The organism is Afipia birgiae 34632 (assembly GCF_000308295.2).
Lineage (GTDB): Bacteria > Pseudomonadota > Alphaproteobacteria > Rhizobiales > Xanthobacteraceae > Afipia > Afipia birgiae.
This window is the reverse complement of record NZ_HG326653.1, coordinates 601,609-625,587: the sequence shown is the minus strand read 5'-3', so window position 1 is coordinate 625,587 and position 23,979 is coordinate 601,609. Positions and strand designations below refer to the sequence as shown.

The 23,979-nt window shown below is 62.2% G+C and carries 24 protein-coding genes, 1 tRNA gene and 1 pseudogene; 12 read left to right on the top strand and 14 right to left on the bottom strand.

Features of this window, described 5'->3' with window-relative positions:
- The coding region (locus BN32_RS28150) for a hypothetical protein (RefSeq protein WP_347334990.1) at window positions 1-368 on the bottom strand (368 nt) is incomplete at its 3' end.
- Between the two features lie 2 nt (window positions 369-370).
- Here BN32_RS28150 and BN32_RS26290 point away from each other — a divergent pair.
- A complete protein-coding gene (locus BN32_RS26290) occupies window positions 371-1,705 on the top strand; it encodes an OmpA family protein (protein ID WP_347334988.1) in 1,335 nt (444 codons plus the stop codon).
- Window positions 1,706-2,628: 923 nt separating this feature from the next.
- Here BN32_RS26290 and BN32_RS16930 read toward each other — a convergent pair.
- From BN32_RS16930 to BN32_RS16920, 3 genes are all read right to left on the bottom strand, one after another.
- A complete protein-coding gene (locus BN32_RS16930; protein ID WP_019199157.1) occupies window positions 2,629-2,868 on the bottom strand; it encodes a hypothetical protein in 240 nt (79 codons plus the stop codon).
- Between the two features lie 65 nt (window positions 2,869-2,933).
- Window positions 2,934-4,271 carry an argininosuccinate synthase gene (argG, locus tag BN32_RS16925; protein ID WP_019199158.1) on the bottom strand — a complete coding sequence of 446 codons (1,338 nt, stop codon included), beginning with the start codon at window positions 4,269-4,271 and terminating at the stop codon, window positions 2,934-2,936.
- 227 nt (window positions 4,272-4,498) lie between these two features.
- Window positions 4,499-5,314 (bottom strand): phosphatase PAP2 family protein, encoded by an 816-nt coding sequence (locus tag BN32_RS16920; RefSeq protein ID WP_019199159.1) that lies wholly within the window; start codon window positions 5,312-5,314, stop codon window positions 4,499-4,501.
- 132 nt (window positions 5,315-5,446) lie between these two features.
- On the opposite strand from BN32_RS16920, the gene BN32_RS16915 reads away from it, so the two are divergent.
- Complete coding sequence (locus tag BN32_RS16915) at window positions 5,447-6,046, top strand: 2-hydroxychromene-2-carboxylate isomerase (RefSeq protein ID WP_019199160.1); 600 nt, start codon at window positions 5,447-5,449, stop codon at window positions 6,044-6,046.
- A 107-nt stretch (window positions 6,047-6,153) separates the two neighbouring features.
- On the opposite strand, the gene BN32_RS16910 is transcribed toward BN32_RS16915, so the two are convergent.
- From BN32_RS16910 to BN32_RS16900, 3 genes are all read right to left on the bottom strand, one after another.
- Window positions 6,154-6,624, bottom strand: a complete 471-nt coding sequence (locus BN32_RS16910; protein ID WP_019199161.1) for a hypothetical protein — start codon at window positions 6,622-6,624, stop codon at window positions 6,154-6,156.
- 140 nt (window positions 6,625-6,764) lie between these two features.
- The gene (rlmN, locus tag BN32_RS16905) at window positions 6,765-7,961 is read right to left on the bottom strand and encodes a dual-specificity RNA methyltransferase RlmN (protein ID WP_040426613.1); all 1,197 of its coding nucleotides are present in this window, start codon (window positions 7,959-7,961) and stop codon (window positions 6,765-6,767) included.
- Window positions 7,962-8,076: 115 nt separating this feature from the next.
- The gene (locus BN32_RS16900) at window positions 8,077-8,715 is read right to left on the bottom strand and encodes an invasion associated locus B family protein (RefSeq protein WP_019199163.1); all 639 of its coding nucleotides are present in this window, start codon (window positions 8,713-8,715) and stop codon (window positions 8,077-8,079) included.
- 335 nt (window positions 8,716-9,050) lie between these two features.
- On the opposite strand from BN32_RS16900, the gene BN32_RS16895 reads away from it, so the two are divergent.
- Window positions 9,051-10,025, top strand: coding sequence for an NADPH:quinone oxidoreductase family protein (locus tag BN32_RS16895; RefSeq protein WP_040426857.1), 975 nt, complete (start codon window positions 9,051-9,053; stop codon window positions 10,023-10,025).
- Window positions 10,026-10,149: 124 nt separating this feature from the next.
- On the opposite strand, the gene BN32_RS16890 is transcribed toward BN32_RS16895, so the two are convergent.
- Both BN32_RS16890 and BN32_RS16885 read right to left on the bottom strand, forming a co-directional pair.
- Window positions 10,150-10,527: a YkvA family protein gene (locus BN32_RS16890; RefSeq protein WP_019199165.1), complete on the bottom strand. Its 378-nt coding sequence runs from the start codon at window positions 10,525-10,527 to the stop codon at window positions 10,150-10,152.
- Between the two features lie 173 nt (window positions 10,528-10,700).
- Window positions 10,701-10,991 (bottom strand): 4a-hydroxytetrahydrobiopterin dehydratase, encoded by a 291-nt coding sequence (locus BN32_RS16885; protein ID WP_019199166.1) that lies wholly within the window; start codon window positions 10,989-10,991, stop codon window positions 10,701-10,703.
- A gap of 185 nt (window positions 10,992-11,176) precedes the next feature.
- Between BN32_RS16885 and BN32_RS16880 the strand changes: the two genes are divergently transcribed.
- The gene (locus BN32_RS16880; protein WP_040426612.1) at window positions 11,177-12,589 is read left to right on the top strand and encodes a TAXI family TRAP transporter solute-binding subunit; all 1,413 of its coding nucleotides are present in this window, start codon (window positions 11,177-11,179) and stop codon (window positions 12,587-12,589) included.
- 2 nt (window positions 12,590-12,591) lie between these two features.
- On the opposite strand, the gene BN32_RS16875 is transcribed toward BN32_RS16880, so the two are convergent.
- Window positions 12,592-12,996 carry a response regulator gene (locus BN32_RS16875; RefSeq protein ID WP_019199168.1) on the bottom strand — a complete coding sequence of 135 codons (405 nt, stop codon included), beginning with the start codon at window positions 12,994-12,996 and terminating at the stop codon, window positions 12,592-12,594.
- A 182-nt stretch (window positions 12,997-13,178) separates the two neighbouring features.
- On the opposite strand from BN32_RS16875, the gene BN32_RS16870 reads away from it, so the two are divergent.
- The 3 genes from BN32_RS16870 (at window position 13,179) to BN32_RS16860 (ending at window position 17,428) form a co-directional block, all read left to right on the top strand.
- Window positions 13,179-13,955, top strand: a complete 777-nt coding sequence (locus BN32_RS16870) for a Crp/Fnr family transcriptional regulator (protein ID WP_019199169.1) — start codon at window positions 13,179-13,181, stop codon at window positions 13,953-13,955.
- A 173-nt stretch (window positions 13,956-14,128) separates the two neighbouring features.
- Window positions 14,129-15,952, top strand: coding sequence for a translational GTPase TypA (gene typA / locus BN32_RS16865; protein ID WP_019199170.1), 1,824 nt, complete (start codon window positions 14,129-14,131; stop codon window positions 15,950-15,952).
- Window positions 15,953-16,168: 216 nt separating this feature from the next.
- Window positions 16,169-17,428 (top strand): flavin monoamine oxidase family protein, encoded by a 1,260-nt coding sequence (locus BN32_RS16860; RefSeq protein ID WP_019199171.1) that lies wholly within the window; start codon window positions 16,169-16,171, stop codon window positions 17,426-17,428.
- A gap of 263 nt (window positions 17,429-17,691) precedes the next feature.
- On the opposite strand, the gene BN32_RS16855 is transcribed toward BN32_RS16860, so the two are convergent.
- Window positions 17,692-18,621, bottom strand: a complete 930-nt coding sequence (locus BN32_RS16855) for an alpha/beta hydrolase family protein (protein ID WP_019199172.1) — start codon at window positions 18,619-18,621, stop codon at window positions 17,692-17,694.
- A 156-nt stretch (window positions 18,622-18,777) separates the two neighbouring features.
- Here BN32_RS16855 and BN32_RS16850 point away from each other — a divergent pair, with 156 nt between their 5' ends.
- From BN32_RS16850 to BN32_RS26880, 3 genes and pseudogenes are all read left to right on the top strand, one after another.
- Window positions 18,778-19,287, top strand: coding sequence for a GNAT family N-acetyltransferase (locus BN32_RS16850; RefSeq protein ID WP_019199173.1), 510 nt, complete (start codon window positions 18,778-18,780; stop codon window positions 19,285-19,287).
- 119 nt (window positions 19,288-19,406) lie between these two features.
- Window positions 19,407-19,937, top strand: a complete 531-nt coding sequence (gene ppa, locus BN32_RS16845) for an inorganic diphosphatase (RefSeq protein WP_019199174.1) — start codon at window positions 19,407-19,409, stop codon at window positions 19,935-19,937.
- Window positions 19,938-20,099: 162 nt separating this feature from the next.
- Window positions 20,100-20,375, top strand: a pseudogene (locus BN32_RS26880) (M20/M25/M40 family metallo-hydrolase); the annotation flags it as partial.
- A gap of 131 nt (window positions 20,376-20,506) precedes the next feature.
- Here BN32_RS26880 and folD read toward each other — a convergent pair.
- From folD to BN32_RS16825, 3 genes are read right to left on the bottom strand one after another with little or no spacing between them, the layout of a single operon-like run.
- Window positions 20,507-21,391, bottom strand: coding sequence for a bifunctional methylenetetrahydrofolate dehydrogenase/methenyltetrahydrofolate cyclohydrolase FolD (gene folD, locus BN32_RS16835; protein WP_019199176.1), 885 nt, complete (start codon window positions 21,389-21,391; stop codon window positions 20,507-20,509).
- A complete protein-coding gene (locus BN32_RS16830) occupies window positions 21,391-21,714 on the bottom strand; it encodes a DUF167 domain-containing protein (RefSeq protein ID WP_019199177.1) in 324 nt (107 codons plus the stop codon). The genes folD and BN32_RS16830 overlap by 1 nt, the downstream gene beginning before the upstream one ends.
- A gap of 40 nt (window positions 21,715-21,754) precedes the next feature.
- Complete coding sequence (locus BN32_RS16825) at window positions 21,755-22,045, bottom strand: YggT family protein (RefSeq protein WP_019199178.1); 291 nt, start codon at window positions 22,043-22,045, stop codon at window positions 21,755-21,757.
- A gap of 430 nt (window positions 22,046-22,475) precedes the next feature.
- Here BN32_RS16825 and BN32_RS16820 point away from each other — a divergent pair.
- Both BN32_RS16820 and BN32_RS16815 read left to right on the top strand, forming a co-directional pair.
- A tRNA-Ala gene (locus BN32_RS16820) sits at window positions 22,476-22,551 on the top strand.
- Between the two features lie 120 nt (window positions 22,552-22,671).
- Entirely contained in the window at window positions 22,672-23,898 is a 1,227-nt protein-coding gene (locus BN32_RS16815; protein ID WP_040426855.1) for a bifunctional alpha/beta hydrolase/OsmC family protein, read from the top strand.
- Window positions 23,899-23,979: the final 81 nt, after the last annotated feature.

Genomic DNA, 23,979 nt, shown 5'->3' with positions numbered 1-23,979 from the left:
GCCGACCCTCCGCCCACGCCTCCGCCCAACGGCGTGCACCTCCACCGCCTCCTCGCGGCACCCAACGGCTGCGCCTCCTCCTCCGCTTCCGCCGCCTGCGGCAGCTCCGAAAGCAGCGCCCGCGCCGACGACTGCACCTCCGCCGCCTCCGGCCGCACGCCCGGCACCACCGGCTCCGCCAGCGCCAGGCGCAGCACCGGCACCGGCACCATCAACTGCGACACCGCCAGCCGGTGCGCCGTCGACCGCGCCTGCACCGCAGCGTCCGCCGAATGCGCCTCCGGTTGCGCCCGGCGTGCGTGATGTAACGCCGCCACGTGACGATGCGCGTCCACCAGCACCCGGCGGCGCTGCGCCGACGCCGACACCCGTGCCGCCAGCGGCTACAACGACGCCTGCGACGCCTCCCGCGACTCCGGGAGCAACGCCACCCGCTACGCCGGGCGCGACACCGGGTGCGACACCACCCACGGCACCGGGCGCAACACCGCCTGCCGCACCGGGCGCGACGACGCCACCCGCAGCACCTGGCGCAACACCTGCGCCGGGCCAGCCGCCTGCCCCGGGACAACCCGGCTTCGGCGACCGTCGCGGTCAACGTCAGGGCCCACCGCCGGGAATGCCCGCAGGTACGCCCTCCTCCCCCGTGACGGCTCCCGTTGCCGCGCCGCTGCCGCCGGCACCTGCGGTTCAGGCGACGCCGATCCCGGTCCAGCAGCCCGGTACGCGTCCCACCGCACGAATGGATGATTTCCGCGGCCAGCGTCAGGAACGGACAGAAGGCGGACGTACCGTCATCACCGAACCGGGACGCGTGATCGTTCGCGATCCGAACGGGCAATCCTTCGTCCGTCACAACGATGTCGATCGTTTCCGCTACGGCGCGCGCGACGTTCGCGTGACCCGCGAGGGCAGAGACACGCGCACCGTCGTGGTTCGTCCGGACGGCACCCAGATCATCACCATCAACGACGACCATGGTGGCCTGCTCCGGCGCGTCCGGCGCGACCCCCATGGCCGCGAGGTGATCATCATCGACAACAGGCCTCGCGGACCCGGCTTCGGTGCCGGCTTGGCCGCCGGTGTGGTCGCCGGTGCCATCGGTGGCTACTTCGTAGCGCTGCCGCCGCCGGTGCTGCGCATTCCGCAGAACCGCTACATCGTCGAGGCGGAAGATGCGCCGCCCGAACTGATCTACGACACGCTGATCGCGCCTCCGGTGGAGCGCATCGAGCGGCGTTACTCGCTCGATGAAATCCGCTACAGCCCGTCAGTGCGCCAGCGCATGCCGAGCATCGATCTCGACAGCATCAACTTCGAGACCGGTTCGTGGGAGATCCCGCCGGACCAGGCCGCGAAGCTGCAGGCCATCGCCGACGGACTCAACCGCGCCATCCAGCGCAACCCGAGCGCGGTGTTCCTCATCGAGGGCCACACCGACGCGGTCGGCAACGACGTCGACAACCTGTCGCTGTCGGATCGCCGCGCTGAATCGGCGGCGACGCTGCTGACCCAGCAGTTCAATGTGCCTGCGGAAAATCTCACGTCGCAGGGCTACGGCGAGCAGTACATGAAGGACCAGACGGATGGGCCGAGCCGGATCAACCGCCGCGTCACCATCCGCAACATCACGCCGCTGCTGAACGGTGGTCAGGCGTCACTGCCGCCGCCGCCTCCGGGCACCGCACCTCCGCGCACGCGCTGAGGCAAGACGCAAAACAAGGAAACGGCCGGGAGAAATCCCGGCCGTTTTTGTTTAAGCATTCTACTTCGGATCAATAGGAGGGGTCGGGCGATGCCTTGGGGGACTGGAAGGACGACTTGGCTCGCTGCGTGCTCGGGCGAATAGATCATCAAGCCTTCGTACTAATCGAAGGCCAACCTCCGTGTAATCACCGACGTCGGAAAGACGGTACAATCGAGATTCTGGCAATGACAGGACCGCAACATCGTTAGGGCGCTCACTTTGAGCGGCATAGAGCGAGGGAAATAACGAAAGAGCGCCGTAAGTCATTCGATCGTCTAAATCCGGCTTCGCCGTATTCCAAAGATGTATGGCAACGCCCCGCCCATCTACTTCAATGCCAAAATTCGGTTGATATTGAACTTTGAATTCCTTTGCTGGACTTTCGTACAAAACGGAAGCGAAGCTAAGAACCCTTCCTGAATTTACGGCACGCCAACGGCTTAGTCGCTCAAGCCCTGCCTTAGCGGAGTTGCGCTCTGGTTCACGCGCGATACGTTCGGCTTCTCTTAAAAGATCCGCGAGCGGTTCACCGCCGACAACAAGCCGGTGCGCTAATCGTTTGAGGCTTCGATGAAAGTCATAACCACCATCAGATAGAGACGGGGTAGATCGATTTCGGATCGCCGTGAATTGAGGCCGTGAATTTAGCGAAATCAACTTCAAGAAAGCCGAAAAACCAAAAGTGGGCACATGAACCTCCACTAGTGAAAGTACTTATTGTATCGCCCCCATTCATTCGAATTTGCCCGATTCGCACTCAAGAGTCCCACATCATTCCTGATCGTCGCAATCTCAAGTTTACGATCGTTAAGCAATGCAGAAGCAAAAACGGCCGGGAGAAATCCCGGCCGTCTTGTTTGAGCGACGATCGCTCACGTCATTCAAATTCGCCTGATCTCAGAGGGGGCAATCAGATTCACCTTGCCCCCTACATCGCCTTTCATGCGCAGCAAGAAACCCTGCTGCAAATAGCTCTCGATCTGATCCTCGCGAACCGAAAGCTGATTCTTGGCATGATGCTTCACGTCGCCCAAAGCAGGGTCCGCCACACGGAAAAGCCCGTTGGGATATCGATGAGGGGAGAATATCTCCCCATCCGGCGCGATGTACTCCCAGCCCATGTTCTACCAGCCTATGTGCAATCCCGCTTCCGGGTTGGGCGCCCCCAGTGTCCCACTCGTGCGCTTCAGCTTTTGTCGCTGTCGAGCTTGGGGATGTGAGAGCCCTCCCCGGCCGACAGCAAGCCCGTCTTTGTGTAGAGATCCAGTTTGCGGCGCGTATCGGAAATGTCGAGGTTGCGCATGGTCAACTGACCGATGCGGTCGCCCGGGGTGAACGGAGCATCCTCGACCTTCTCCATGCTCAACCGCTCCGGCGCATAGGTCAGGTTCGGACTCTCGGTGTTCAGAATCGAATAGTCGTTGCCGCGGCGCAGTTCGAGCGTCACCTCGCCGGTGATCGCGCGCGCCACCCAGCGCTGCGCCGTCTCGCGCAGCATCAAAGCCTGCGAATCGAACCACCGCCCCTGATACAGCAATCGGCCAAGCCGCATGCCGCTGATCCGGTATTGCTCGATGGTGTCCTCGTTGTGGATGCCGGTGACGAGGCGTTCATAGGCGATGTGGAGCAGCGCCATGCCTGGCGCCTCGTAGATACCGCGACTCTTCGCCTCGATGATCCGGTTCTCGATCTGGTCGCTCATGCCAAGGCCATGTCGGCCGCCAATGACATTGGCCTCGAGGAACAGCGCGACAGGATCTGCGAAGGTCTGACCGTTCAGCGCAACGGGTTGACCTTCCACAAATCGTATTGAGACCTTCTCCGCCTTGACGATGCAGTCGTCACGCCAGAACGGAACACCCATGATCGGATTGACGATCTTGATGCCGCTGTCGAGGTGTTCGAGATCCTTCGCCTCATGCGTGGCGCCGAGGATATTGCTGTCGGTCGAATACGCCTTTTCGGCGCTCATCTTGTAGGCGAACCCGTGGGCGGTCATGAACGCCGACATTTCCGCGCGGCCGCCCAGTTCGTCGATGAACTGCTGGTCGAGCCAGGGCTTGTAGATCTTCAGGTCCGGATTGGTCAGCAGTCCGTAGCGGTAGAACCGCTCGATATCGTTGCCTTTGTAGGTCGAGCCGTCGCCCCAGATGTTGACGCCGTCTTCCTTCATGGCCGAGACCAGCATCGTGCCGGTCACGGCGCGGCCAAGCGGCGTGGTGTTGAAGTAAGCGATACCGCCGGTCGAAACGTGGAAGGCGCCCGATTGAATGGCGGCAATTCCTTCGTGAACCAGTTGCGTCCGGCAATCCACCAGGCGAGCTTTCTCGGCGCCAAACTCCATGGCCTTGCGCGGAATCTCGTCGTAGTCGGCCTCATCAGGCTGTCCCAGATTGGCGGTGTAGGCAAAAACGCGGGCGCCTTTTTGCTTCATCCAAAGCAGCGCCGCGCTGGTGTCGAGCCCGCCCGAGAAAGCGATGCCGACATTTTCTCCTTTGGGAAGGCTCTTCAGAATCGTACTCATAGAACGTCCATTCGGGCAATTTCGTTTGGCGGCTTGGATGCGCGACTACAAACCTCGCGCGGACGGGAACGCGTTTATTGGCGGCTGACGTGTTGGGTCACGCCGGGCAACGGCCCGACCTCCCGGCCGAGATCAGATCGGCTTTCTATAGAAAGATTGGCGGGCAATGGGAAGCCCGCCGGGCTTCACTCGCATCGTCCGGCGAAGGCCGGGACGACGCTGAGGGTTCAGGATGACGAAAGCTGCTTTCCGAGCTCCTCGCCCGACCTGATACGGGGTGTATCCCCTACGTCCCTCCCCAGCCGCTTCTGCATCCAGCGATAACCCGGCCACGCAAAACGCGTCAGCGCCACGTCGATGCCGTAGTCGGTCAGCCGCGTCGATGGCCAGCGGTAGATGAAGGCGTAGGCCAGCCAGATCACCAGGAACGACGCGATTCCGGAAAACAGTACGTCGGTGAAAAAGTGTCCGCCGAACGCCATCCGCAAGCCGCCGGTCGCAAGACCGAACGCGGTGGCTGCAACATATGCAACAGGACGCCACGCCGGAGGCGTCAGTGCCGCGGGTGCATAGGTCCAGAACGCCGTGGCGCCTTCGCCGGAGAAGAACGAGCAGTTCTTAGGACATGCGCCGCGCGGATCCCACCACGGCTTGAAGTCCAGCTTTCCGTTGAACTCCGCCACGTTGACGGGACGCGGACGTCCCCAATGGCCCTTGAAGACCACATTGGAGATGATGATCGCCGAGAGCAGCATGGTCACGATCAGAAACACCATCGCGCGGCCGGAGATCATCAGCGGCTTCACCGGCCGCACCAGCTTGACGATCAGCGTCACCAGCGCCGGCATGACAAGACCCCACGCAACCCACATCGCGCCGTCGCGCGCAATCATGGCCCACGTCACCGTCTTCAACGGAAAGGTTTTGGTAGTCGCGTCATAGAAGAATGCTGCGACTTTCAGATCGAGTTCGGGATAGAGGCCGAACAGCAACCCGAAAATCACCGAAAGCGCGAGTGCAATGAAAAGTCCGATCCGGTTCATGGGGGGTGTGTAGCCGAGGCGGCAAGGGAATTAAAGTGGCCACACGCCGCATTCCGGAGGCCTGCCCGATCCGTGCTAGGCTGTAACACAACACTTGAAAAAAGAGCTTCAAGGCGGGAGCGTCTCAGGATCATGCCCAAGCCCGTTCTGGATTTCTGGTTCGATTTTGCCTCTGTCTATTCGTTCCTCTCCGCGACACGCATCGCGCCGCTGGCCGATGCCGCCGGTGTCTCGGTGCGGTGGCAGCCATTTCTGCTCGGGCCGATTTTCGCGTCGCAAGGCATGAAGGATTCGCCATTCAACCTGTTTCCGGTGAAGGGCCAGCATATGATCCGCGACGTGCAGCGGACCGCCGACGAGATCGGCGTCGGCTTCCGGTGGCCGGATGCGTTTCCTCAATCGAGCGTGCTGGCAAGCCGCGTCGCGCTGGTGGGATTGAAGGACACCTGGGGTGAGGATTTCAGCCGCGCCGTATTCCATGCCGAATATGCCGAGAACCGGGTGATCTCGGAGTCACACGTGATCGCGGACATTTTGACCAAGCTGAAAGTGCCGGTGGACGCGACCTTCGCGAGCGCGCAGGCCGACGATATCAAGACGGAACTGCGCGACCTGACCGCGGACGCCGCCAAACGCGGATTCTTCGGCGCACCGACTTTCACCACCGCGGACCGCGAATTGTTCTGGGGCAACGACCGCCTCGAACAGGCGCTGCGCTGGGCGAAGAAGTAGTTCCGTTCTCTTGCGTCATTGCGAGGAGCGCAGCGACGAAGCAATCCAGTTCTTGCTTGCAATTCTGGATTGCTTCGCTTCGCTCGCAATGACGGACAAAAGCCGGATTAACGCGGCAGTGGCGGTAACGGTGGCGGCTCCGGCGACGGCGAACGCCATGCACCGGCATTGCGGCCCGCGATCATCCAGTAGATCACGCCGCCGAGAATCCCCGCGCCGACCATCACTTCGAGATGCCGCCGCACGATGCCGTTGAAGGTCATGTTCACGGTATCGAACGGAATGAAGCCGAGATAGCAGCACAGCCCCGCGAAACCGCCCGCGACGGCGTAGGCAAGAATATGCCGGATCGAAAAGGCTTCGGTGACAAGCGCGATGACCAGCGCCGGCAGCAGCGCAAAGCCGCTGATCAGGATGAAGCCGAAGCCGAGAACGAGATTGATCGCGCCCTGATCGACATCAAGCGACACATCATTCATTTCCGGAAAGAAGATCGCGTACAGCACCACCGCCCCCGCCACGAGACACGCGGCGACAAATCCGAAGAAAATCGCGAACAGGCGTCCGATCACGGCCATGGGGGATTATTCCGTTGGTCTGTCATCCTTCGAAGCTTGCCGCAGACGGCTCGCACCTCAGGATGACGCTTCACTCTCTGTTGCGTCACCCTGAGGCGCCGCCACAAAGCGGCGGCCTCGAAGGGCGACGGCTGAATACCTTAATCCGTCATCGCCATGGCGCGCAGCGCCTGACGTTCGCGCGCGGACAGTTTCTCGGTTTCCGATTTCAGCTGTCCGCAGGCAGCGAGAATGTCGCGGCCGCGCGGAGTGCGCACCGGCGAGGAATAGCCTGCGTTGAAGACATACTCGGAAAACTTCTCGATCTGGTCCCAGTCCGAGCACTCGTACTTGGTGCCGGGCCACGGATTGAACGGAATGAGATTGATCTTGGCCGGAATGCCCTTGAGCAATTTCACCAGCAGCTTCGCGTCATCAAGCGAATCGTTGACGCCCTTCAGCATCACGTATTCGAAGGTGATGCGCCGCGAGTTGGACGAGCCGGGATAGGCGCGGCAGGCGTCCAGCAATTCCTTGATCGGGTATTTCTTGTTGAGCGGCACCAGTTCGTTGCGCAGTTCATCGCGCACGGCATGCAGCGAGATCGCCAGCATGACGCCGATTTCGTCGCCGGTGCGCGCAATGTTCGGCACCACACCCGACGTCGACAGCGTGATGCGGCGGCGGGAAATGCCGATGCCTTCATTGTCGGACACGATCAGCAGCGCATCGCGCACCGCATCGAAATTGTAGAGCGGCTCGCCCATGCCCATCATCACCACGTTGGTGACAAGGCGGTTGCCGTTCGGCGTTTCGCGGTCGATCCAGTCGCCCAGACGATCGCGCGCCACCATCACCTGTCCGGCGATTTCACCCGCGGTGAGATTGCGCACGAGGCGCTGCGTGCCGGTGTGGCAGAACGAACAGGTCAAAGTGCAGCCGACCTGCGACGACACGCACAGCGTGCCGCGATCGGTTTCCGGAATGTAGACGCATTCGACCTCATGGGCGCGTCCGGCGACATCGCCCGGCAGGCGCAGCAGCCACTTGCGGGTGCCGTCGTTGGAAATCTGTTCGGCGACGACTTCGGGCCGATCGACAGTGAAATGTTTCTCAAGTTCCGCGCGCATGTCTTTCGACACGTTGGTCATGTCGGCGAACGTCTGCGCGCCGCGCACATACATCCAGTGCCAGAGCTGCTGCGCGCGCATCTTGCGCTGCTTCTCCGGCACGCCGATTTCGCCGAGCCTGTCCGACAATTCCGCCCGCGACAGCCCGACCAGCGAGGGCTTGGCCGGCGGCACGTAGGTTTCAAGGGCGGTCTTTTCGAGGACGCCGGACGCTTCGGTCATAGTCATATCGGTATGTGTCTCGGGAAAATTGCGGCGGCACAGGGCCGGGCGTGACGGAACCCTTAAGTCGCGTCACCCGCTATATAGAGCCAATACCGGACAATTGCGACCGTCTTTCGGCCTAGCGCCGGCACTCCTGCGCCAGCTTGTCCAGTGCCTGGGCCAGCCCCTTGAGCGGGAACGTGTCGGTGGTTTCGGTGCCCTTGGCGGAAACGCCCTTCACGGTTGCATCCGCGCCCTTGCGCAGCGCGTCCACCAGCCGGTCTTCCTCGGCGGCATTCTTGATCCAGAGCCCGTCGCCCTGCGAGTACATCGCAAAGCGTGAGCCGCCGACTTCGAGCGAGCCTTCGGAGCCTGGCTTCAGCGTGTAGCCGATCATGATCGACACTTCGTTCGAGACCTTCTCGGCGGGCCGTGTCGAAATGAATGCATAGGACGGGTCGCGCGGGCGGTTGGGCGGATTGGTTTTCGACGAGGCGGGCTTGGCGAGCGCGAAGCAGACCTTCTTGCCGTTCGGCGTCGCGGTGTAGGCGCCCCAGGTGCCGAACTGGCCGACCAGCGACGGCTCGGCGTTGCCTGCGGCTGCAGGCGCCGCCGGTTTCGCAGGCGCGGCGCTTTTCGGTGCTGGTTTGGCGGGCGCCGCAGCTTTCGGCGCTTGCTTGGCGGCAGGCGTGGCCTGAGAAGACTTGGGTTGCGGTGTTTGGGCGAACGCGGGATTTGCAAAGCCGTAAACCGGCAACGCCGCCACCAGAATTACCATCGCTCGCTGCAAGGACATCACCAAAACTGGTTCCTTCAATATTGTGACTGCAAGATGGCTCGCACTTCCGCGGGGACGTGCAATAGACCCCAAACCGCTTGTTGGAACGTTAACCCACCACCGCTGCGCTTTGCCACATCCGTCCGGGAGTATCCGAGCCACAATCGGGACGGCGGCAGACCGCGCAGGTGTCTTTCCGAAAGCGCAGTGTTTCAAACATAGTTACATCCCGCAAGCATCATCGCGCCAGCCCGCGATTCAGATTGTAGCGCCGCGTCAAATCCGGCAAGAAGTCCGCCAGTGTCCCGCTCCTCATGAACTCTTCAGGTGTCTCGATGAAAGCCATTCTCTGTTCGCAGTATTGCGGCCCCGACGATCTGGTGCTGAGCGATATTCCCGATCCGGTCGCGGGACCCGGCGAAGCCGTGATCGCGATCAAGGCCGCCGCGCTGAACTTTTTCGACCTGCTGATGATTCAGGGCAAGTACCAGATCAAGCCGCCGTTTCCGTTTTCTCCCGCCGCGGAAATCGCCGGCGTGGTCGAGAGCGTCGGCGCGGGCGTGACCGATCTCAAGCCAGGCGACCGTGTCGCGGCATCGTGCGGTTATAACGGTGCGCGTCAGAAAATCGCGATCCCCGCATCGCAGGCTGTGAAAATTCCGGACAATCTCGATTTCGACCGCGCCGCCGGCGTTATCGTGATCTACGGCACAGCCCTACATGCTCTGGAAGATCGCGCCGATCCGAAGCCCGGCGAAACCCTCGCAGTGTTCGGCGCGGCCGGCGGCGTCGGCCTTGCGGCCTGCGAACTCGGCAAGGTGCTGGGACTGAAGGTGATCGCCTGCGCTTCAAGCGACGAGAAACTCGAGTTCGCCAAGAAGCACGGCGCAGAACTGACCATCAACTACGCCAAGGAAGATCTGAAGGAAGCGCTCAAGCGGGTCGGCGGCGAGAAGGGCATCGACATCGTGTTCGATCCGGTCGGCGGCACTTACGCCGAGATCGGCGTGCGCTCGCTCGGCTGGAAGGGACGCTTCCTCGTGATCGGTTTCGCCGCCGGTGACATCCCGAAAATCCCGCTCAATCTCGCACTGCTCAAGGGCTGTGACATTCGCGGCGTATTCTGGGGCGCGCACATGAAGCGCGAGCCGAAGCAGGGCCGCGCCGCCCTCGAGAAGCTGATGAAGTGGGCGGCCGAGGGAAAGATTTCATCCCATGTCGACAGCACCTTCCCGCTGGAAAAGACCACCGAGGCGCTCAAGGTGCTTGCCGAGCGCAAGGCCATGGGCAAGGTGATCCTGCATCCGTGAATGTTGTCGTCATCCTGAGGCGCGCGCTCTTGCTTGCGCGCCTCGAAGGATGACCAACAAAAACCCGCCATCCTTCGAGGTTCGCTGAAGACGGCTCACACCTCTGGATGACGGGCGTATCGTCTCAGACGTTCTCTTCGTCCAGCCCGCGCGTCAGCGCCGCATGCGCGGCCGCGCGGTGCTCCGGCGTGATGTGGCTCGCCACCATCCTGATCGCGGTCGCCAGCACTGCCGCGTCGTCGGTGAAGCCAAGCACGGGCAGCATGTCCGGCACAAAATCAAACGGCAGCACGAAATACGCCAGCGCACCGAGCAGCGCCGCCTGCACATGGCGCGGCGTCTCGCGGTCGAATGCGCAATAGTAGGCAGCGAGCAATTCTTCCGCGAACGGCAAGCTGGTCGCGAGGCGTTTGAATTTCAGCCAGAAATTTCGGCGCACACGCTCGGGATCCTTCGCGAGCTTTTCAGCCCGCTCGAAATGCGCCGTGTTGTCGGAGGCCATGGTTCAAGTTCCCTCAGCGGTTGCTCGCTACAATCCGCTCACATCACATAGGAACCGCGCGACCCGCCACAAGACGTCATTGCGAGGAGCGTAGCGACGAAGCAATCCAGTTTCTCGCCGATAGCTCTGGATTGCTTCGCTTCGCTCGCAATGACGAGGCGAGGACTGCGATCTCACCCCGCGATCCTGTCCATCGCTTCCGCCAGCGCGATGTCGCGCGCAGTCACGCCGTCCGCATCGTGGGTTGAAAGCACCACCTCAACGGTCTTGTAGACGTTGCGCCATTCCGGATGATGATCGCTCTTTTCGGCGACCAGCGCCGCGCGGGTCATGAAGCCGAACGCCTCGTTGAAATCCCGAAATGTGAAGGTCCGCGTGATGGCATCGCGGCCGGACACCTCCGACCAGCCCTTGAGCCTCAAAAGCGCCGTACGCCGCGCCTCCGCCGATAGCCGTTCCACCATCCAAGCCTCCTCGATCACCCGAACTTTACAACCCAGCCCATGCCTTCCCAACAGATACCAACCGCAATGGGTCCGGCGGCCACGGAAAAGCCGCTCTCGGGCCGCTAACCATGCCGAACATGGAACCTGCAGATACACCGATGATCTGGTATAATACCGATGAACGCCGGGAGGCGCGGTAACCCATGGGCTTTCGCGACATGTTCACCCGATCGATGGCTACGGAGGCTCCCCCCCGGCCACCGGGTACACCCAAGCCGCACCGAATGAAGGCCATGCTCGTCGTGGTCGCCGCCGTGCTGGCGACCGTGGCCGCTGTCGGCGGTGCAGCCTACTGGATGAATCGTCCGGTCCATCTGCGGATCGCGGTCGGCCCTCCCTACAGCGATGATGTCAAGGTCGTTCAGTCGATCGCACAGATCTTCTCGCGCGACCGGAAGTATGTCCGGCTGCGGCCGATCATTACCGACGGAACCTCGTCAAGCGCCGCGAGCCTCAATGCGGGCACCACCGATCTCGCTGTCATCCGCGGCGATATCGAGTTGCCGAAGGACGCGCAGGCGATCGCCAGCATCCGCAAGAATTACGCGGTGCTGTGGGCGCTGAACGGAAGCAGCAAGAAGGGCGCCATCAAGAAGATCGAACAACTTGCGGGCAAGCGCATCGGGGTGATTGGCCGCACGCAGGCCAACGTCAACCTGTTGAAAGTGATTCTCACACAGTCCGGCGTGAAGCCTGAAAGCGTCCAGGTGGTTCAGTTCACCACCACGGGCTTTGCCGAAGCTCTCAAAAATGAAAAGCTCGATGCGTTCCTCGCGGTCGGCCCGCTCAACAGCAAGATTACGGCGGACGCCATCACGGCGACCACGCGCGGCGGCAAGGAAGCGACGTTCCTCTCGCTGGATACGGCGGACGCGATAGCGCAAAAATATCCCGCGTATGAATCCGGCGAAATTCCCGCGGGATCGTTCGGCGCGAAGCCGGCGCGGCCCGATGACAAGATCGACACCATTACATTCGCGCACCATATCGTGGCGCGGAAATCGCTGTCGGAAGCCACGGCGGGCGCGCTGACCCGGCAGTTGTTCTCGATCCGCCAGACCATCCAGAGCGAATTCCCGCTCACGGCGAAACTGGAAACGCCGGATACCGACAAGGATGCCGCTATCCCAGCGCATCCCGGCGCCGCCGCCTATGTCGACGGCGAAGAGAAATCATTCCTCGACAGATACAGCGATTACATCTGGGGCAGCCTGATGGCGCTGTCCGCGCTCGGCTCGGCCGGCGCCTGGTTCGCCAGCTATTGGCGCAAGGACGAGCGCGTCACCAATTCCAACTTGCGCGAGCGGCTGCTGGAAATGCTGACGGCGGCGCGCAAGACCACCTCCATCGACGAACTCGACGCCATGCAGGCGGAAGCCGACGAGATCATGCGCGAGACACTGCATTGTTTCGAAGACGGAGCGATCGAGGAAGGATCGCTGACGGCGTTCAGCATCGCGCTCGAGCAATTCCACAACGCAGTGGCCGATCGCAAGACCTTCCTGCTCGACATGTCATCGAAGGACCCGCGTCCCGCGCGCAGCCACGTGGCGTAAGATCAAACCGGATCGCGCCACCTGCGCAGCGTCTCGAGCAACGCGTCGCGCAGATACGGTTTGCGCAGCACCGGGTGATGCGCAAACGTTGCGGGCACGCCCGCAGGTCCGGAATATCCCGTGACAAACGCGAACGGAATTTTCTGACGTTCAAGTTGCTCGGCGACTGCGAAGCTTTTTTCCCTGATCAGCCCAACATCGAGCAGCGCAAAATCCGGCGCATGCGCGGCTATCATTTGCAGGGCATCGGCAACATTGCGGGCAATTCGGACGGAGGCCACGCCAAAGCTGGTGATGGTCTCGGCGGCGTCCATGGCGATCAGCGTATCGTCCTCGACCACGAGTACGTCGGTGGGTAGCTCGGCAGGGCTTTGAGCCGCCGGCCCGGTGGGGTCGATGGGTTTCATGTTTTACGTCCCGAAGACTTGAGTGAGCGAAGCCCGGTGGAACCCCGGCCGCGACGCTCAAAAGCCGCCGCACCGGTTCCCGGCTGGAACCGACCATAAAACGGGCGGCCGCGTCTGTTCACTTGTGAACAAAGGAACCCCGGAACCTGCGCTACGTTGACGCTTCGGCGGCGGGGGGACCTATGACACGACAACCAGCGGCGGCGAGCGACGGCCGCCCTTTCAACAATCTGCTCCGCCGGTTGAGCGCTGCGGATTTTGCCTTGCTGGAACCATTTCTGAAAGCCGCAGACGCCAAGGCGGACGAGCTGCTCTACAATCCCGGCGACGACGTCCAGATCGTGCATTTTCCGTGCGGGCCGAGCCTCGTGTCGTTTCTGGTGGCGAATGAAGACGGCCGCGATGTGGAGACCATTCTCGTCGGACGCGAGGGCGCGGTGGGCGGCATCGTCAGCCTGGGCTATCTGCCAGCCTACACGCGCATCACGGTCAAGGTTGCGGGCCCCTTTGTGCGGCTGCGCGTCGCAAAGCTCGATGCCGCCAAGGCCCAATCCCCGACGCTGCGGTATTTTTTCGCGCGCTACGCCGATTGCATGCTGGCGCAGATCTTTCAGTCCACCGCCTGCAATGCGATCCATTCGATCGAGCAGCGCACGGCGAAGTGGATCCTGTCGGCACGGGAGCGGACCGGCGAAGACCTCGTTCCCCTCACCCACGAGCAGCTTTCGACCATGCTGGGCGTCGGCCGAAGCTACACCAGCCGCGTGATCCAGACCTTCAAAGCGGAAGGCATTCTGGAAACCCGCCGCGGGGCCATCCTGATCCGCAACCACGACGCGTTGGCGGCCCGGTCGTGCCTCTGCAACGATGCCGTCAAAGCCCATTTCGACGAGGTGTTGCGAGGAGTCTATCCGGGCGACGAAAGTGAGGCCAAATCGGCCTCCCGAGGGCCGAAATAGGCCCTTCGGACCCCCCAAAATCGCATTGTTTTTCGCGAAATCCTGACTATATTGCGCCGCAAGAAGTCAAGCGTGCCCGGTTCATTGCGGACCGGGCCGGATTTTTTTTGGGCAGGTCGCTGACAGACCCCCTTTTGCGGACCGCGCTAACAGCGGCCAGAACGAAAACGAACATGAATTTGCGAAACATCGCCATCATCGCCCACGTCGACCATGGCAAGACCACGCTCGTCGACAAGCTGCTCCAGCAATCCGGCACCTACCGCGACAACCAGCGGCAGGTCGAGCGCGCGATGGACTCCAATGATATTGAGCGCGAGCGCGGCATCACCATTCTCGCCAAGTGCACCTCGGTCGAGTGGGACGACACCCGCATCAACATCGTCGACACGCCGGGCCACGCCGATTTCGGCGGTGAGGTCGAGCGCATCCTGTCGATGGTCGATGGTGTGATCGTTCTCGTCGACGCCGCGGAAGGTCCGATGCCGCAGACCAAGTTCGTGGTCGGCAAGGCGCTCAAGCTCGGCCTCAAGCCGATCGTCGCCATCAACAAGGTCGACCGCCCCGACGCGCGCGTCACCGAAGTCGTCAACGAAGTGTTCGACCTGTTCGCAGCGCTCGACGCCACCGACGACCAGCTCGACTTCCCGATTCTCTACGGCTCCGGCAAAAACGGCTGGATGGGTACGTCGCCTGAGGACAACGGCAACGGCATGAAGCCGCTGTTCGACCTTGTCATCAAGCATGTCGCGCCGCCGGTGGTGGAAGAAGGCCCGTTCCGTCTGCTCGGCACCATTCTTGAAGCCAACCCCTATCTCGGCCGCATCATCACCGGCCGTATCTCCTCCGGATCGGTGAAGCCGAACCAGTCAGTGAAGGTGCTGTCGCGCGACGGCAAGACGGTCGAGACCGGCCGCATCACCAAAATTCTCGCGTTCCGCGGCCTCGAGCGCCAGCCGGTCGAACTCGCCGAAGCCGGCGACATCGTCGCCATCGCGGGCCTGACCAAAGGCACCGTCGCCGACACCTTCTGCGATCCGGCCGTCGAGACGCCAATCCAGGCGCAGCCGATCGATCCGCCGACCGTGTCGATGTCGTTCATCGTCAATAACTCGCCGCTGGCCGGCACCGAAGGCGACAAGGTCACCAGCCGCCTGATCCGCGACCGCCTGCTGCGCGAAGCCGAAGGCAACGTCGCACTGCGCGTGGTCGAGGCCGCCGACAAGGACTCGATGGAAGTCTCAGGCCGCGGCGAATTGCAGCTCGCGATCCTGATCGAGAACATGCGCCGCGAAGGCTTCGAGCTGTCCGTGTCGCGTCCGCGCGTCGTTCTGACCAAGGATGACGACGGCAAGATTCTGGAGCCGATCGAGGAAGTCGTGGTCGACGTCGACGAGGAGTTCTCCGGCGTGGTCGTGCAGAAGATGAGCGAGCGCAAGGCCGAGATGATCGAGATGCGCCCGTCCGGCGGCAACCGCCTGCGTCTGGTGTTCTACGCGCCGACCCGCGGCCTGATCGGCTATCAGGGCGAACTGATGACCGACACCCGCGGCACGGCGATCATGAACCGCCTGTTCCACGACTACCTGCCGTACAAGGGTGAAATTCAGGGTCGCCGCAACGGCGTGCTGATTTCCAACGAACAGGGTGAAGCGGTTGCCTACGCCATGTTCAAGCTGGAAGACCGCGGCCCGATGATGATCGAGCCAGGCTGGAAGGTCTACAAGGGCATGATCGTCGGCGAGCACACCCGCGAGAACGATCTCGAGATCAACGTCCTCAAGGGCAAGCAGCTCACCAACATCCGCACCACCTCGAAGGACGAAGCGGTGCGCCTGACGCCGCCGATCCGCATGACGCTCGAAAAGGCGCTGGCCTATATCGAGGACGACGAGCTGGTTGAAATCACGCCGAAGTCGATCCGCCTGCGCAAGCGTCACCTCGATCCGAACGAGCGCAAGCGCGCCGAGAAGAGTAAGGTCGCGCTGGTCGGCTGAGCCGGATTGCTGCTCCTCTCGTCAGAGCGAGCGCAGCGAAGCAATCCCGACAAGCTGCAACGGAGGAGCTCGATTGCTTCGTCGCAACAGCTCCTCGCAATGAGGAAAAACTGACATGCCCGGCCTTGTGCCGGGCATTGTCGTCTTATAGGCCGGGTAAAGAGGATACGTAGGGCGGGATTGACCCGCCATCGCGATTCGAGACCAGAGCCTGAGATGACCCTCCCCTCCGAAGTGGACGTTGCAATCATCGGCGCGGGCGCAGCCGGCCTCGCCGCGGCACGCACGCTTGAGAACGCGAAGCTTTCCGTTCTTACCGTTGAGGCACGCGACCGGATCGGCGGACGCAGCCAGACCCTGATCCTGCCCAACGATGTCGTGTTCGATGTCGGCTGCGAATGGCTGCATTCGGCGGACCGGAATTCTTTCGTGCCGATCGCGCGCGATCTGGGATTGGAGATCAACCAGACCCGCCCGCGCTGGCGCGAGCAAAGCCTCAACATCGGTTTCCCGCCGGAGCAGCGTGACGCGTTTCTGGCCGCGATGGATGCGTTCGACACGCGGGTCGCGGAGGCCGCCGAACTGCCGGACGATACGCCGGCGCGGCGATGGCTCGAGCCCGGCAACCGCTGGAATGCCGCGATCGAGACCATCAGCACCTACATCAACGGCGTCGAACTGGACCGCGTCTCGACCTGGGACATGGACGCCTATGAAGACACCGGTGTGAACTGGCGCCTGCAGCGCGGTTACGGCGCGCTGATAGCTGCGTATGGCGCGCCGTGTCCGGTGGCGCTCAATACAAAAGTTACACTGATCGATCATTCCGGCGCGCGCATCAAAATCGAGACCTCACGCGGCACGCTCACCGCCCGCAAGGTGATCGTCACAGTGCCGACCAGCCTGATCGCCAACCAGTCGATCCGTTTTCATCCGGCGCTTCCGGACAAGGTTGCCGCCGCAGCCGGGTTGCCGCTCGGACTCGCGGACAAGGTGATGCTGGCGCTGGACGAGCCGGAATCGCTGCCGAGCGACGGGCACTTTTACGGCACGACCGAGCGCATCGGCACCGGCAGCTATCACCTGCGCCCCCTGGGCCAGCCGTGCATTTCAGGATTTTTCGGCGGCACGTTCGCGCGCGAACTTGAGGACGCCGGCGAAGGCGCGCTGGCGGCGCAGAGCATCGACGAACTGGTGGCGCTGCTCGGCTCGGATTACCGGAGGAAGCTCAAGCCCATCGGCGAATCGCGCTGGGCACACGACCCGTTCGCGCTGGGATCATATTCGCACGCGCTGCCCGGCCACGCCGACGATCGCGCAGATCTCGCAATGCCCGTCGATGACCGGCTGTTCTTTGCGGGTGAGGCGACTTCGCCGAACTTCTTCTCCACCGCACACGGCGCGCAGGAAACGGGTGTAAGGGCGGCGGGGGAAGTGATGGGCAAGGTCGGGTCCGTTGCTCAATCAGACGTCTAGAGCGAGATGATTTGAGGTCGATGCAACAACGACCGTCATCCTGAGGTGCGAGCCCTTGCGAGCCTCGAAGGATGACGAAGAATGATGAACCGCCGCCGCCCTTCGAGGCCTCCGCTTCGCTTCGGCACCTCAGGGTGACGGCGGGCCACGATTTGAATTAAAGCCACCCTTGGATTGCTTCGCTGCGCTCGCAATGACGGCAGAACGCTGATGATCTTTCCTCGTCATTGCGAGGAGCAAAGCGACGAAGCAATCCAGGTCGCTTATCGTTTTGCTTTCACCGCGACATTTGGCGCGCTTGGCGCCTGCACATTCAATCCCGCCGCATTGGCGATAATCGATTCGAACATCGCCGCATCCCCCACCTCCGCCAGCCAGTGGCCCTCGTTGCCGAACGGCGGCAGGACCTGAAAATCCACCTTGTCATCGCCGGCCTCGACGAACGCATCCGCCATTTTCTTTGAGAACTCCGGCGGGAAATACGAATCGTTTTCCGCCACCAGCCACGTCACCGGCACCTTCGCGTTTTCGCCGAATTCGGTCGCCGCGGCGATGAGCCTTTCCGGCGCGCAGATGTTGCCCGCGCGATCGTTGGCGCGGCCGCCGCGTCCCGGCGCAAACACAACGATCGCGGAAATATCTTTCGGACTCTGATCGGCCAGCGACAGCGCGCCCCAGCCGCCTGCCGAGTGTCCGACGATCACCGACGCATCCCTGCGCACGAAGGACTGCGTACGCATGAACGTCAGCGCCGTGGTGATCGCCTCACCAGTGCTTCGCGCCGACATCGCATATTCAGCGGCCTCGCAGCCTTCCTGGTCCTCGAGGTAAGGTCCGCCGGTTTTGCCGTGGCCGAGCCGTTGCGGCACCAGCACCGCGAAACCGCGCGACACCAGTACGGAGGCCAGCGCTGCGTATTCCGGCTGCGGCATCTGCGCCCGCGCAAGCCGGTTCTGGGTCGAGGCGTGGGCGATCACGGCGAGACGGAACGGACCCTTGCCCGGCGGGCGAAACAGAACAGCTCGCGAAGGTGTGATCTGGTCCTGCGTCGGCACCAGCCAGTCCTGCCGCCGATTCGGCGACCCCTCATTGCCCTGCGGACCGAGCCGATTCTCGCCCCACGCGGGTGCCTGCGACGAAAGACCAACCGCAAGCAGCAGGGCGGCGACCTTGAACACTACGTTTTTTGTCATCTGTGGCGATCATTGCCTGCCGCTCGCGCCCAAGCCAAGCCACGCCTGTCCTCTTTCGGCACAGATCGCCCTTCACCTGATGCAAAAAGCCCACATAGTAACCGATAATTAACGATGGACCTTGAAGGCGGGGCTGCGAGTTGCTTTGATTGCACCATGAGCACGATCCTTATCGAAGTTCGTCCAGCCAAGGCTTCCGATGCGTCGGCGGTTGCTGCAACGCATGACGAAGCTTGGCGTGCCGCCTATCAGGGAATCATTCCCGGCGCCGAACTCGAAAAGCTGATCAACCGCCGTGGCCCGCAGTGGTGGGATTCCGCGATCCGAAAGGGCAGCCGCGTCAGCGTGTTGTGCTTCGGCGACAAGGTCGCCGGCTATGCCAATTATGGCCGCAACCGCGCCCGCAGCCTGCATTTCGAAGGCGAGATCTACGAGCTTTACCTGCGCCCGGAGTTTCAGGGCCTCGGTTTCGGCCGCCGCCTGTTCACCGCCGCCAAGCGCGACCTGATCCAGAGCGGGCTGAAGAGCATGGTGATCTGGGCGCTCTCCGACAACGAGCCGGCGGTCGAATTCTACCGCACCCTTGGCGGCCGCATGGTCGCGCGTTCCTCGGAGCGATTCGGCGGCAAGTCGCTCGACAAGGTCGCCTTCGCCTGGACGGCCTGAGACTTTAGAGCCAGTTCCTGAACCCCGCCTGATACCTTTGGACCGCTTTTTCGGCTTTCGGCGCCCGTCCGGATTCGCTAACCAGTCCGCGCATTTGCTCGAACAGACACAGGCCCGTTATGCGTATCGACGCGATCTCCCTCGGAAAAAATCCACCCCATGAAGTGAACGTCATCATCGAAGTGCCGGTCGGCGGTGAGCCGATCAAGTACGAGATGGACAAGGACGCCGGCACGCTGGTGGTCGACCGCTTCCTCTATACGGCGATGCGCTATCCGGGGAATTACGGCTTCATTCCGCACACGCTTTCTGATGACGGTGATCCGTGCGACGTGCTGGTCGCCAACACCCGCGCCATCGTGCCGGGTGCGGTGATTGCCGTGCGTCCGGTCGGCGTGCTGTTCATGGAGGATGAGGCCGGCGGCGACGAAAAGATCATCGCGGTGCCGACCTCGAAGCTGACGCAGCGCTACGACAAGGTGAACAACTACAGCGATCTGCCCGAGATCACGCTGCAGCAGATCCAGCACTTCTTCGAACACTACAAGGATCTCGAACCCAACAAATGGGTGAAGGTGCTGCGCTGGGGCGATGCGGAGGACGCGCGCAAGCTGATCCTCGAAGGCATCGAGCGCGCCAAGAAAAAATAATCACGGCAAACAGGCCGGAGGATTCAAACGATGCGCAGCGCAATCAGAATCCTCCGCAATCTCGTCCTGCTCCTGATCGCGGCCATCGTCGTTCTCGCGGCCGTTCTGGTTGCGAATGCATGGCGAAAACCCTCGCAGCAGATCGCCGTTTCTCCGGTCGCGCCTGTGACCATCGACAAACAGGCGGCGGCACAACGGCTGAGCCGGACGATCCGCGAGATTTTTCCGGATGCGATCGTGGTGCCCGGGCTGATGGTCGCCGCGACGGATTCGCGCAATTACCTCGACGTTACCGACAACATCTTTCGCTTCTCGCCGGTGCGCGCCACCGCCGAAGACCTCACACGCTTTCACGGCACCAACGAGCGCCTCAGCGTCGAGAACTACGCGGACATGATCCGGTTCTACCGGCGGCTGGTGCAGAACACGGCGCAGTAAGCGACCGGATACCTCGGCGTTATCCTGAGGAGCCGCGCACTCGCGCGGCGTCTCGAATGATGGGCGGTCATCACGATTGTCATCCTTTGAGGCTCGCCGACGATGGCTCGCACCTCAGATGACGACGCGCGCTAGACCGCAGGTGCCTTGAGCCCCTTAATGGCGCAAGCCGCGCGCAGCGTATTCACCAGCAGGCACGCCACCGTCATCTGGCCGACCCCGCCGGGCACCGGCGTGATCGCACCGGCCACGCCGAGCGCTTCCTGATAGGCGACGTCGCCGACCAGCTTGTTTTTGCCGTCCGCGCCCGGAATGCGATTGATGCCGACGTCGATCACGGTCGCGCCGGGCTTGATCCAGCCGGCCTTCACCATTTCCGGCTTGCCGACAGCGGCGAGCAGCAGATCGGCATTCTTGCAGATGTCAGCGAGATCGCGCGTACGCGAATGCGCGATGGTCACCGTGGCATTCTCGTTGAGCAGCAGTTGCACCAGCGGGCGGCCGACCAGATTCGATCGGCCGATGATGACCGCGTTCATGCCTTCCAGCGAAGCGTGAACCGTTTTGGCGAGAATGATGCAGCCGAGCGGCGTGCAGGGCGTCAGCGCCGGCAATCCGTTGGCAAGCCGGCCGGCATTGATCGGATGCAAGCCGTCGACATCCTTCGCCGGATCGATCGCATTGATGACCGTCTGCGTGTCGAGCCCTTTCGGCAGCGGAAGCTGCACCAGAATGCCGTGCACGCTGGCATCGGCATTGAGCTTTGCGATCAGCGCCAACAGATCCGCCTGCGGTGTATCCGCAGCGAGCTTGTGCTCGAACGAGGTCATGCCGGCGGCTTCGGTCTGCTTGGCCTTGTTGCGGACATAGACCTCGGACGCGGGATCGTTGCCCACCAGAACCACCGCCAGACCCGGCGTCAGTCCATGATCGCGCTTTACGCGCGCCACTTCGTCCGCGACACGCGCGCGCAGATCGGCGGCAATGACTTTTCCATCGATGATCTTGGCGGGCATCAGGTATCTTTCGTCTTGGTCAGGACTTGCAGGGCATCGCCCAGTCTTTTCGGATCGCCGTCCACGGCCACCTGCTTGAGCCGCGAGGTGACGCCGGACAGAACCCGCACATGGCTTTTTGGCACATGAAGCGCCTTGGCGAGCAGTTCGGTCACCGCGCGATTGGCTTCGCCGCCCTCGGCGATGGCGCGCACCCGGACTTTCACAACGCTGCGGCCGTTGGCCAGAGTTTCGATCCCGTCGATCGCGTCAAGTCCGCCGCGCGGGGTGACGCGCAATGCGATGCTGATGCCTTGAGTGGAGAAACGCCAGGGGAGACTCAAGGAAGGCTCATGCGAGAGTCGAGAACGGGATCGCCTCGCGTCAGATCACGTTCGGATAGATGTAATAGGCAATCACGCGCTGGATGAACATGATGATGAGGATGACGATGATCGGCGAGATATCGAGGCCGCCGAAATTCGGCATGATGTTCCGGATCGGCCTCAGCACCGGCTCGGTGATCTTGTAGAGGAACTCGGCCACCGACGCGACGAACCCGTTGCGGGTGTTCACGACGTTGAAGGCGATCAGCCAGGACAGGATCGCCGAGGCGATCAGCAGCCAGACGTACAGATCCAAGATGATGTTGATGATGTCGAGAATGGCGCGCATAGGGGTGCTAGTGTCCTGTATCCGACGTTTGCTTCATTCTGCAGCGCCTTCCGAGCAAACGTCGGATACGAAAGGACACTAGCAAATCTTTGATTCGAGTGATCCTTTGGTTCTGACATTCGCAAAAGCGCTCGCGAAGGATATGATACGAATGTCAGAACCGGATCACTCGCTCGCTTCCGTGGACTGCCGCCTCAATACCGGTTCGCGGCGGCGCAAACAAGAGAGGTTCCAGGCTGAATTGGCCTGGCGCCGGCGAGACCGCCCCCGATCCGTTTGTATTTTGCGTGTCTTTCGGTCGAAAAACCGGTGCGTAATTTTGCAGAATACGCGCCGAAAACATTGATTTTGGCGTTCTTGACTTGGCCATGATCGGGATTGTAAATGGCCGCTCCTGTCCGCCGCCGCCGTATCCGGCCCGGCCGATCAAGGGGCCATAGCTCAGCTGGGAGAGCGCGTCGTTCGCAATGACGAGGTCGGCGGTTCGATCCCGCCTGGCTCCACCAACACTCCAGAACCGACGCCTCAAGCCGTTATCCCACGGCCGCCATCCGATGGTTTAGACTGCGTCCCAGAAGAGGCGCGTCCGCCACGTGGCGGGCCGTCATCAACCGATGGGGCTCAGCATGCCGACCGAAAAATTTCAGTTTCCCGGTTCAGATGGACAGATGCTGGCGGCCTCGCTGGACCTGCCGGACGGCGCACCGGTCGCCTACGCCCTGTTCGCGCATTGCTTCACCTGCGGCCAGAATGTGCTGGCCGCCAAGCGGATCGCGGAGGGGCTGGCAAAGCATGGCATCGCCACACTCCGGTTCGACTTCACGGGAATCGGCGCCAGCGAAGGCGAATTCGCCAATACGACGTTTTCATCGAACATCGCCGATCTGGTGCTGGTGGCGGACCATCTGCGCAAGACACAACGCGCGCCATCCATCCTGATCGGGCACAGCCTCGGCGGCGCGGCCATTCTCGCCGCTGCGTCGCTGATCCCGGAAGCCAAATGCGTCGCCACCGTCGCCGCCCCGTCGGACCCCTCGCATGTTACGCACTGGTTCAAGGATCAGATTCCGGAGATTCTCGAAAAAGGCGAACTCGAAGTATCGCTGGCGGGCCGGCCGTTCCGCATCAAACGCGCGTTTCTCGACGACATCGCCGAACACAGGCTGATGGAAAGCGTGGCGAAACTTCACAAGCCGTTGCTGATCTTCCATTCACCCACCGACGACACGGTCGGCATCGACAACGCGACGCGCCTTTTTGTCGCGGCGAAGCATCCCAAGAGCTTCATTTCGCTGACCGGCGCGGACCATCTGCTGACGCAGAGGCGCGACGCAGTCTACGTCGCCGATATGATCGCGGCATGGGCGATGCGTTTTCTCGATGCCGTGCCTGCAGCGGATACGGCGGCTGCCGAAAGCCCTCCCGCTGGCGCCGTCGTGGTCAGCGAGACCGGCGCAAGCAAACTCCAGAATGTGATTGCCGCAGGCAAACACAGAATCCTTGCCGACGAACCGCTCGATGTCGGCGGCATGGATAGCGGTCCCGGACCTTATGATTTCCTGCTCGGGGCCCTCGGCGCCTGCACATCGATGACGATGCGGCTCTATGCGGAGCGGAAATCCATTCCGCTGGTGCGCACCACGGTGACCCTGAAACACAGCCGCGTTCACGCCAAGGATTGCGAGGAGTGCGAAACCAAGGAAGGTATGATCAGCCGCATCGAACGCACCATTGCGATGGAGGGCGATCTCGACGCCGAGCAGCGCAAGAAGCTGATGGAAATCGCCGACAAATGCCCTGTCCACCGCACGCTGACGTCGGAGATCGCCATCGTGACGCAGGCTGTTGAGTAGGACAGCCACCTTCGCCGTTGCGAGCGCAAGCGAGGCAATCCAGAAGCATCCGGCAAAGAACTGGATTGCTTCGTCGCTTCG

Bases quoted from the DNA above. Each gene is read 5' to 3' on its own strand.
- BN32_RS16910 (WP_019199161.1), bottom strand. From the start codon at position 6,624: ATGGCCGTGATCGGACGCCTGTTCGCGATTTTCTTCGGATTTGTCGCC.
- BN32_RS16875 (WP_019199168.1), bottom strand. From the start codon at position 12,996: ATGAAACCCATCGACCCCACCGGGCCGGCGGCTCAAAGCCCTGCCGAG.
- typA (WP_019199170.1), top strand. From the start codon at position 14,129: ATGAATTTGCGAAACATCGCCATCATCGCCCACGTCGACCATGGCAAG.
- BN32_RS16900 (WP_019199163.1), bottom strand. From the start codon at position 8,715: ATGGTAATTCTGGTGGCGGCGTTGCCGGTTTACGGCTTTGCAAATCCC.
- BN32_RS16890 (WP_019199165.1), bottom strand. From the start codon at position 10,527: ATGGCCTCCGACAACACGGCGCATTTCGAGCGGGCTGAAAAGCTCGCG.
- BN32_RS16870 (WP_019199169.1), top strand. From the start codon at position 13,179: ATGACACGACAACCAGCGGCGGCGAGCGACGGCCGCCCTTTCAACAAT.
- BN32_RS16885 (WP_019199166.1), bottom strand. From the start codon at position 10,991: ATGGTGGAACGGCTATCGGCGGAGGCGCGGCGTACGGCGCTTTTGAGG.
- BN32_RS16895 (WP_040426857.1), top strand. From the start codon at position 9,051: ATGAAAGCCATTCTCTGTTCGCAGTATTGCGGCCCCGACGATCTGGTG.
- folD (WP_019199176.1), bottom strand. From the start codon at position 21,391: ATGCCCGCCAAGATCATCGATGGAAAAGTCATTGCCGCCGATCTGCGC.
- BN32_RS16850 (WP_019199173.1), top strand. From the start codon at position 18,778: ATGAGCACGATCCTTATCGAAGTTCGTCCAGCCAAGGCTTCCGATGCG.
- BN32_RS16860 (WP_019199171.1), top strand. From the start codon at position 16,169: ATGACCCTCCCCTCCGAAGTGGACGTTGCAATCATCGGCGCGGGCGCA.
- ppa (WP_019199174.1), top strand. From the start codon at position 19,407: ATGCGTATCGACGCGATCTCCCTCGGAAAAAATCCACCCCATGAAGTG.
- BN32_RS16825 (WP_019199178.1), bottom strand. From the start codon at position 22,045: ATGCGCGCCATTCTCGACATCATCAACATCATCTTGGATCTGTACGTC.
- BN32_RS16815 (WP_040426855.1), top strand. From the start codon at position 22,672: ATGCCGACCGAAAAATTTCAGTTTCCCGGTTCAGATGGACAGATGCTG.
- BN32_RS16920 (WP_019199159.1), bottom strand. From the start codon at position 5,314: ATGAACCGGATCGGACTTTTCATTGCACTCGCGCTTTCGGTGATTTTC.
- BN32_RS16915 (WP_019199160.1), top strand. From the start codon at position 5,447: ATGCCCAAGCCCGTTCTGGATTTCTGGTTCGATTTTGCCTCTGTCTAT.
- BN32_RS16880 (WP_040426612.1), top strand. From the start codon at position 11,177: ATGGGCTTTCGCGACATGTTCACCCGATCGATGGCTACGGAGGCTCCC.
- argG (WP_019199158.1), bottom strand. From the start codon at position 4,271: ATGAGTACGATTCTGAAGAGCCTTCCCAAAGGAGAAAATGTCGGCATC.
- BN32_RS16930 (WP_019199157.1), bottom strand. From the start codon at position 2,868: ATGGGCTGGGAGTACATCGCGCCGGATGGGGAGATATTCTCCCCTCAT.
- BN32_RS16855 (WP_019199172.1), bottom strand. From the start codon at position 18,621: ATGACAAAAAACGTAGTGTTCAAGGTCGCCGCCCTGCTGCTTGCGGTT.
- rlmN (WP_040426613.1), bottom strand. From the start codon at position 7,961: ATGACTATGACCGAAGCGTCCGGCGTCCTCGAAAAGACCGCCCTTGAA.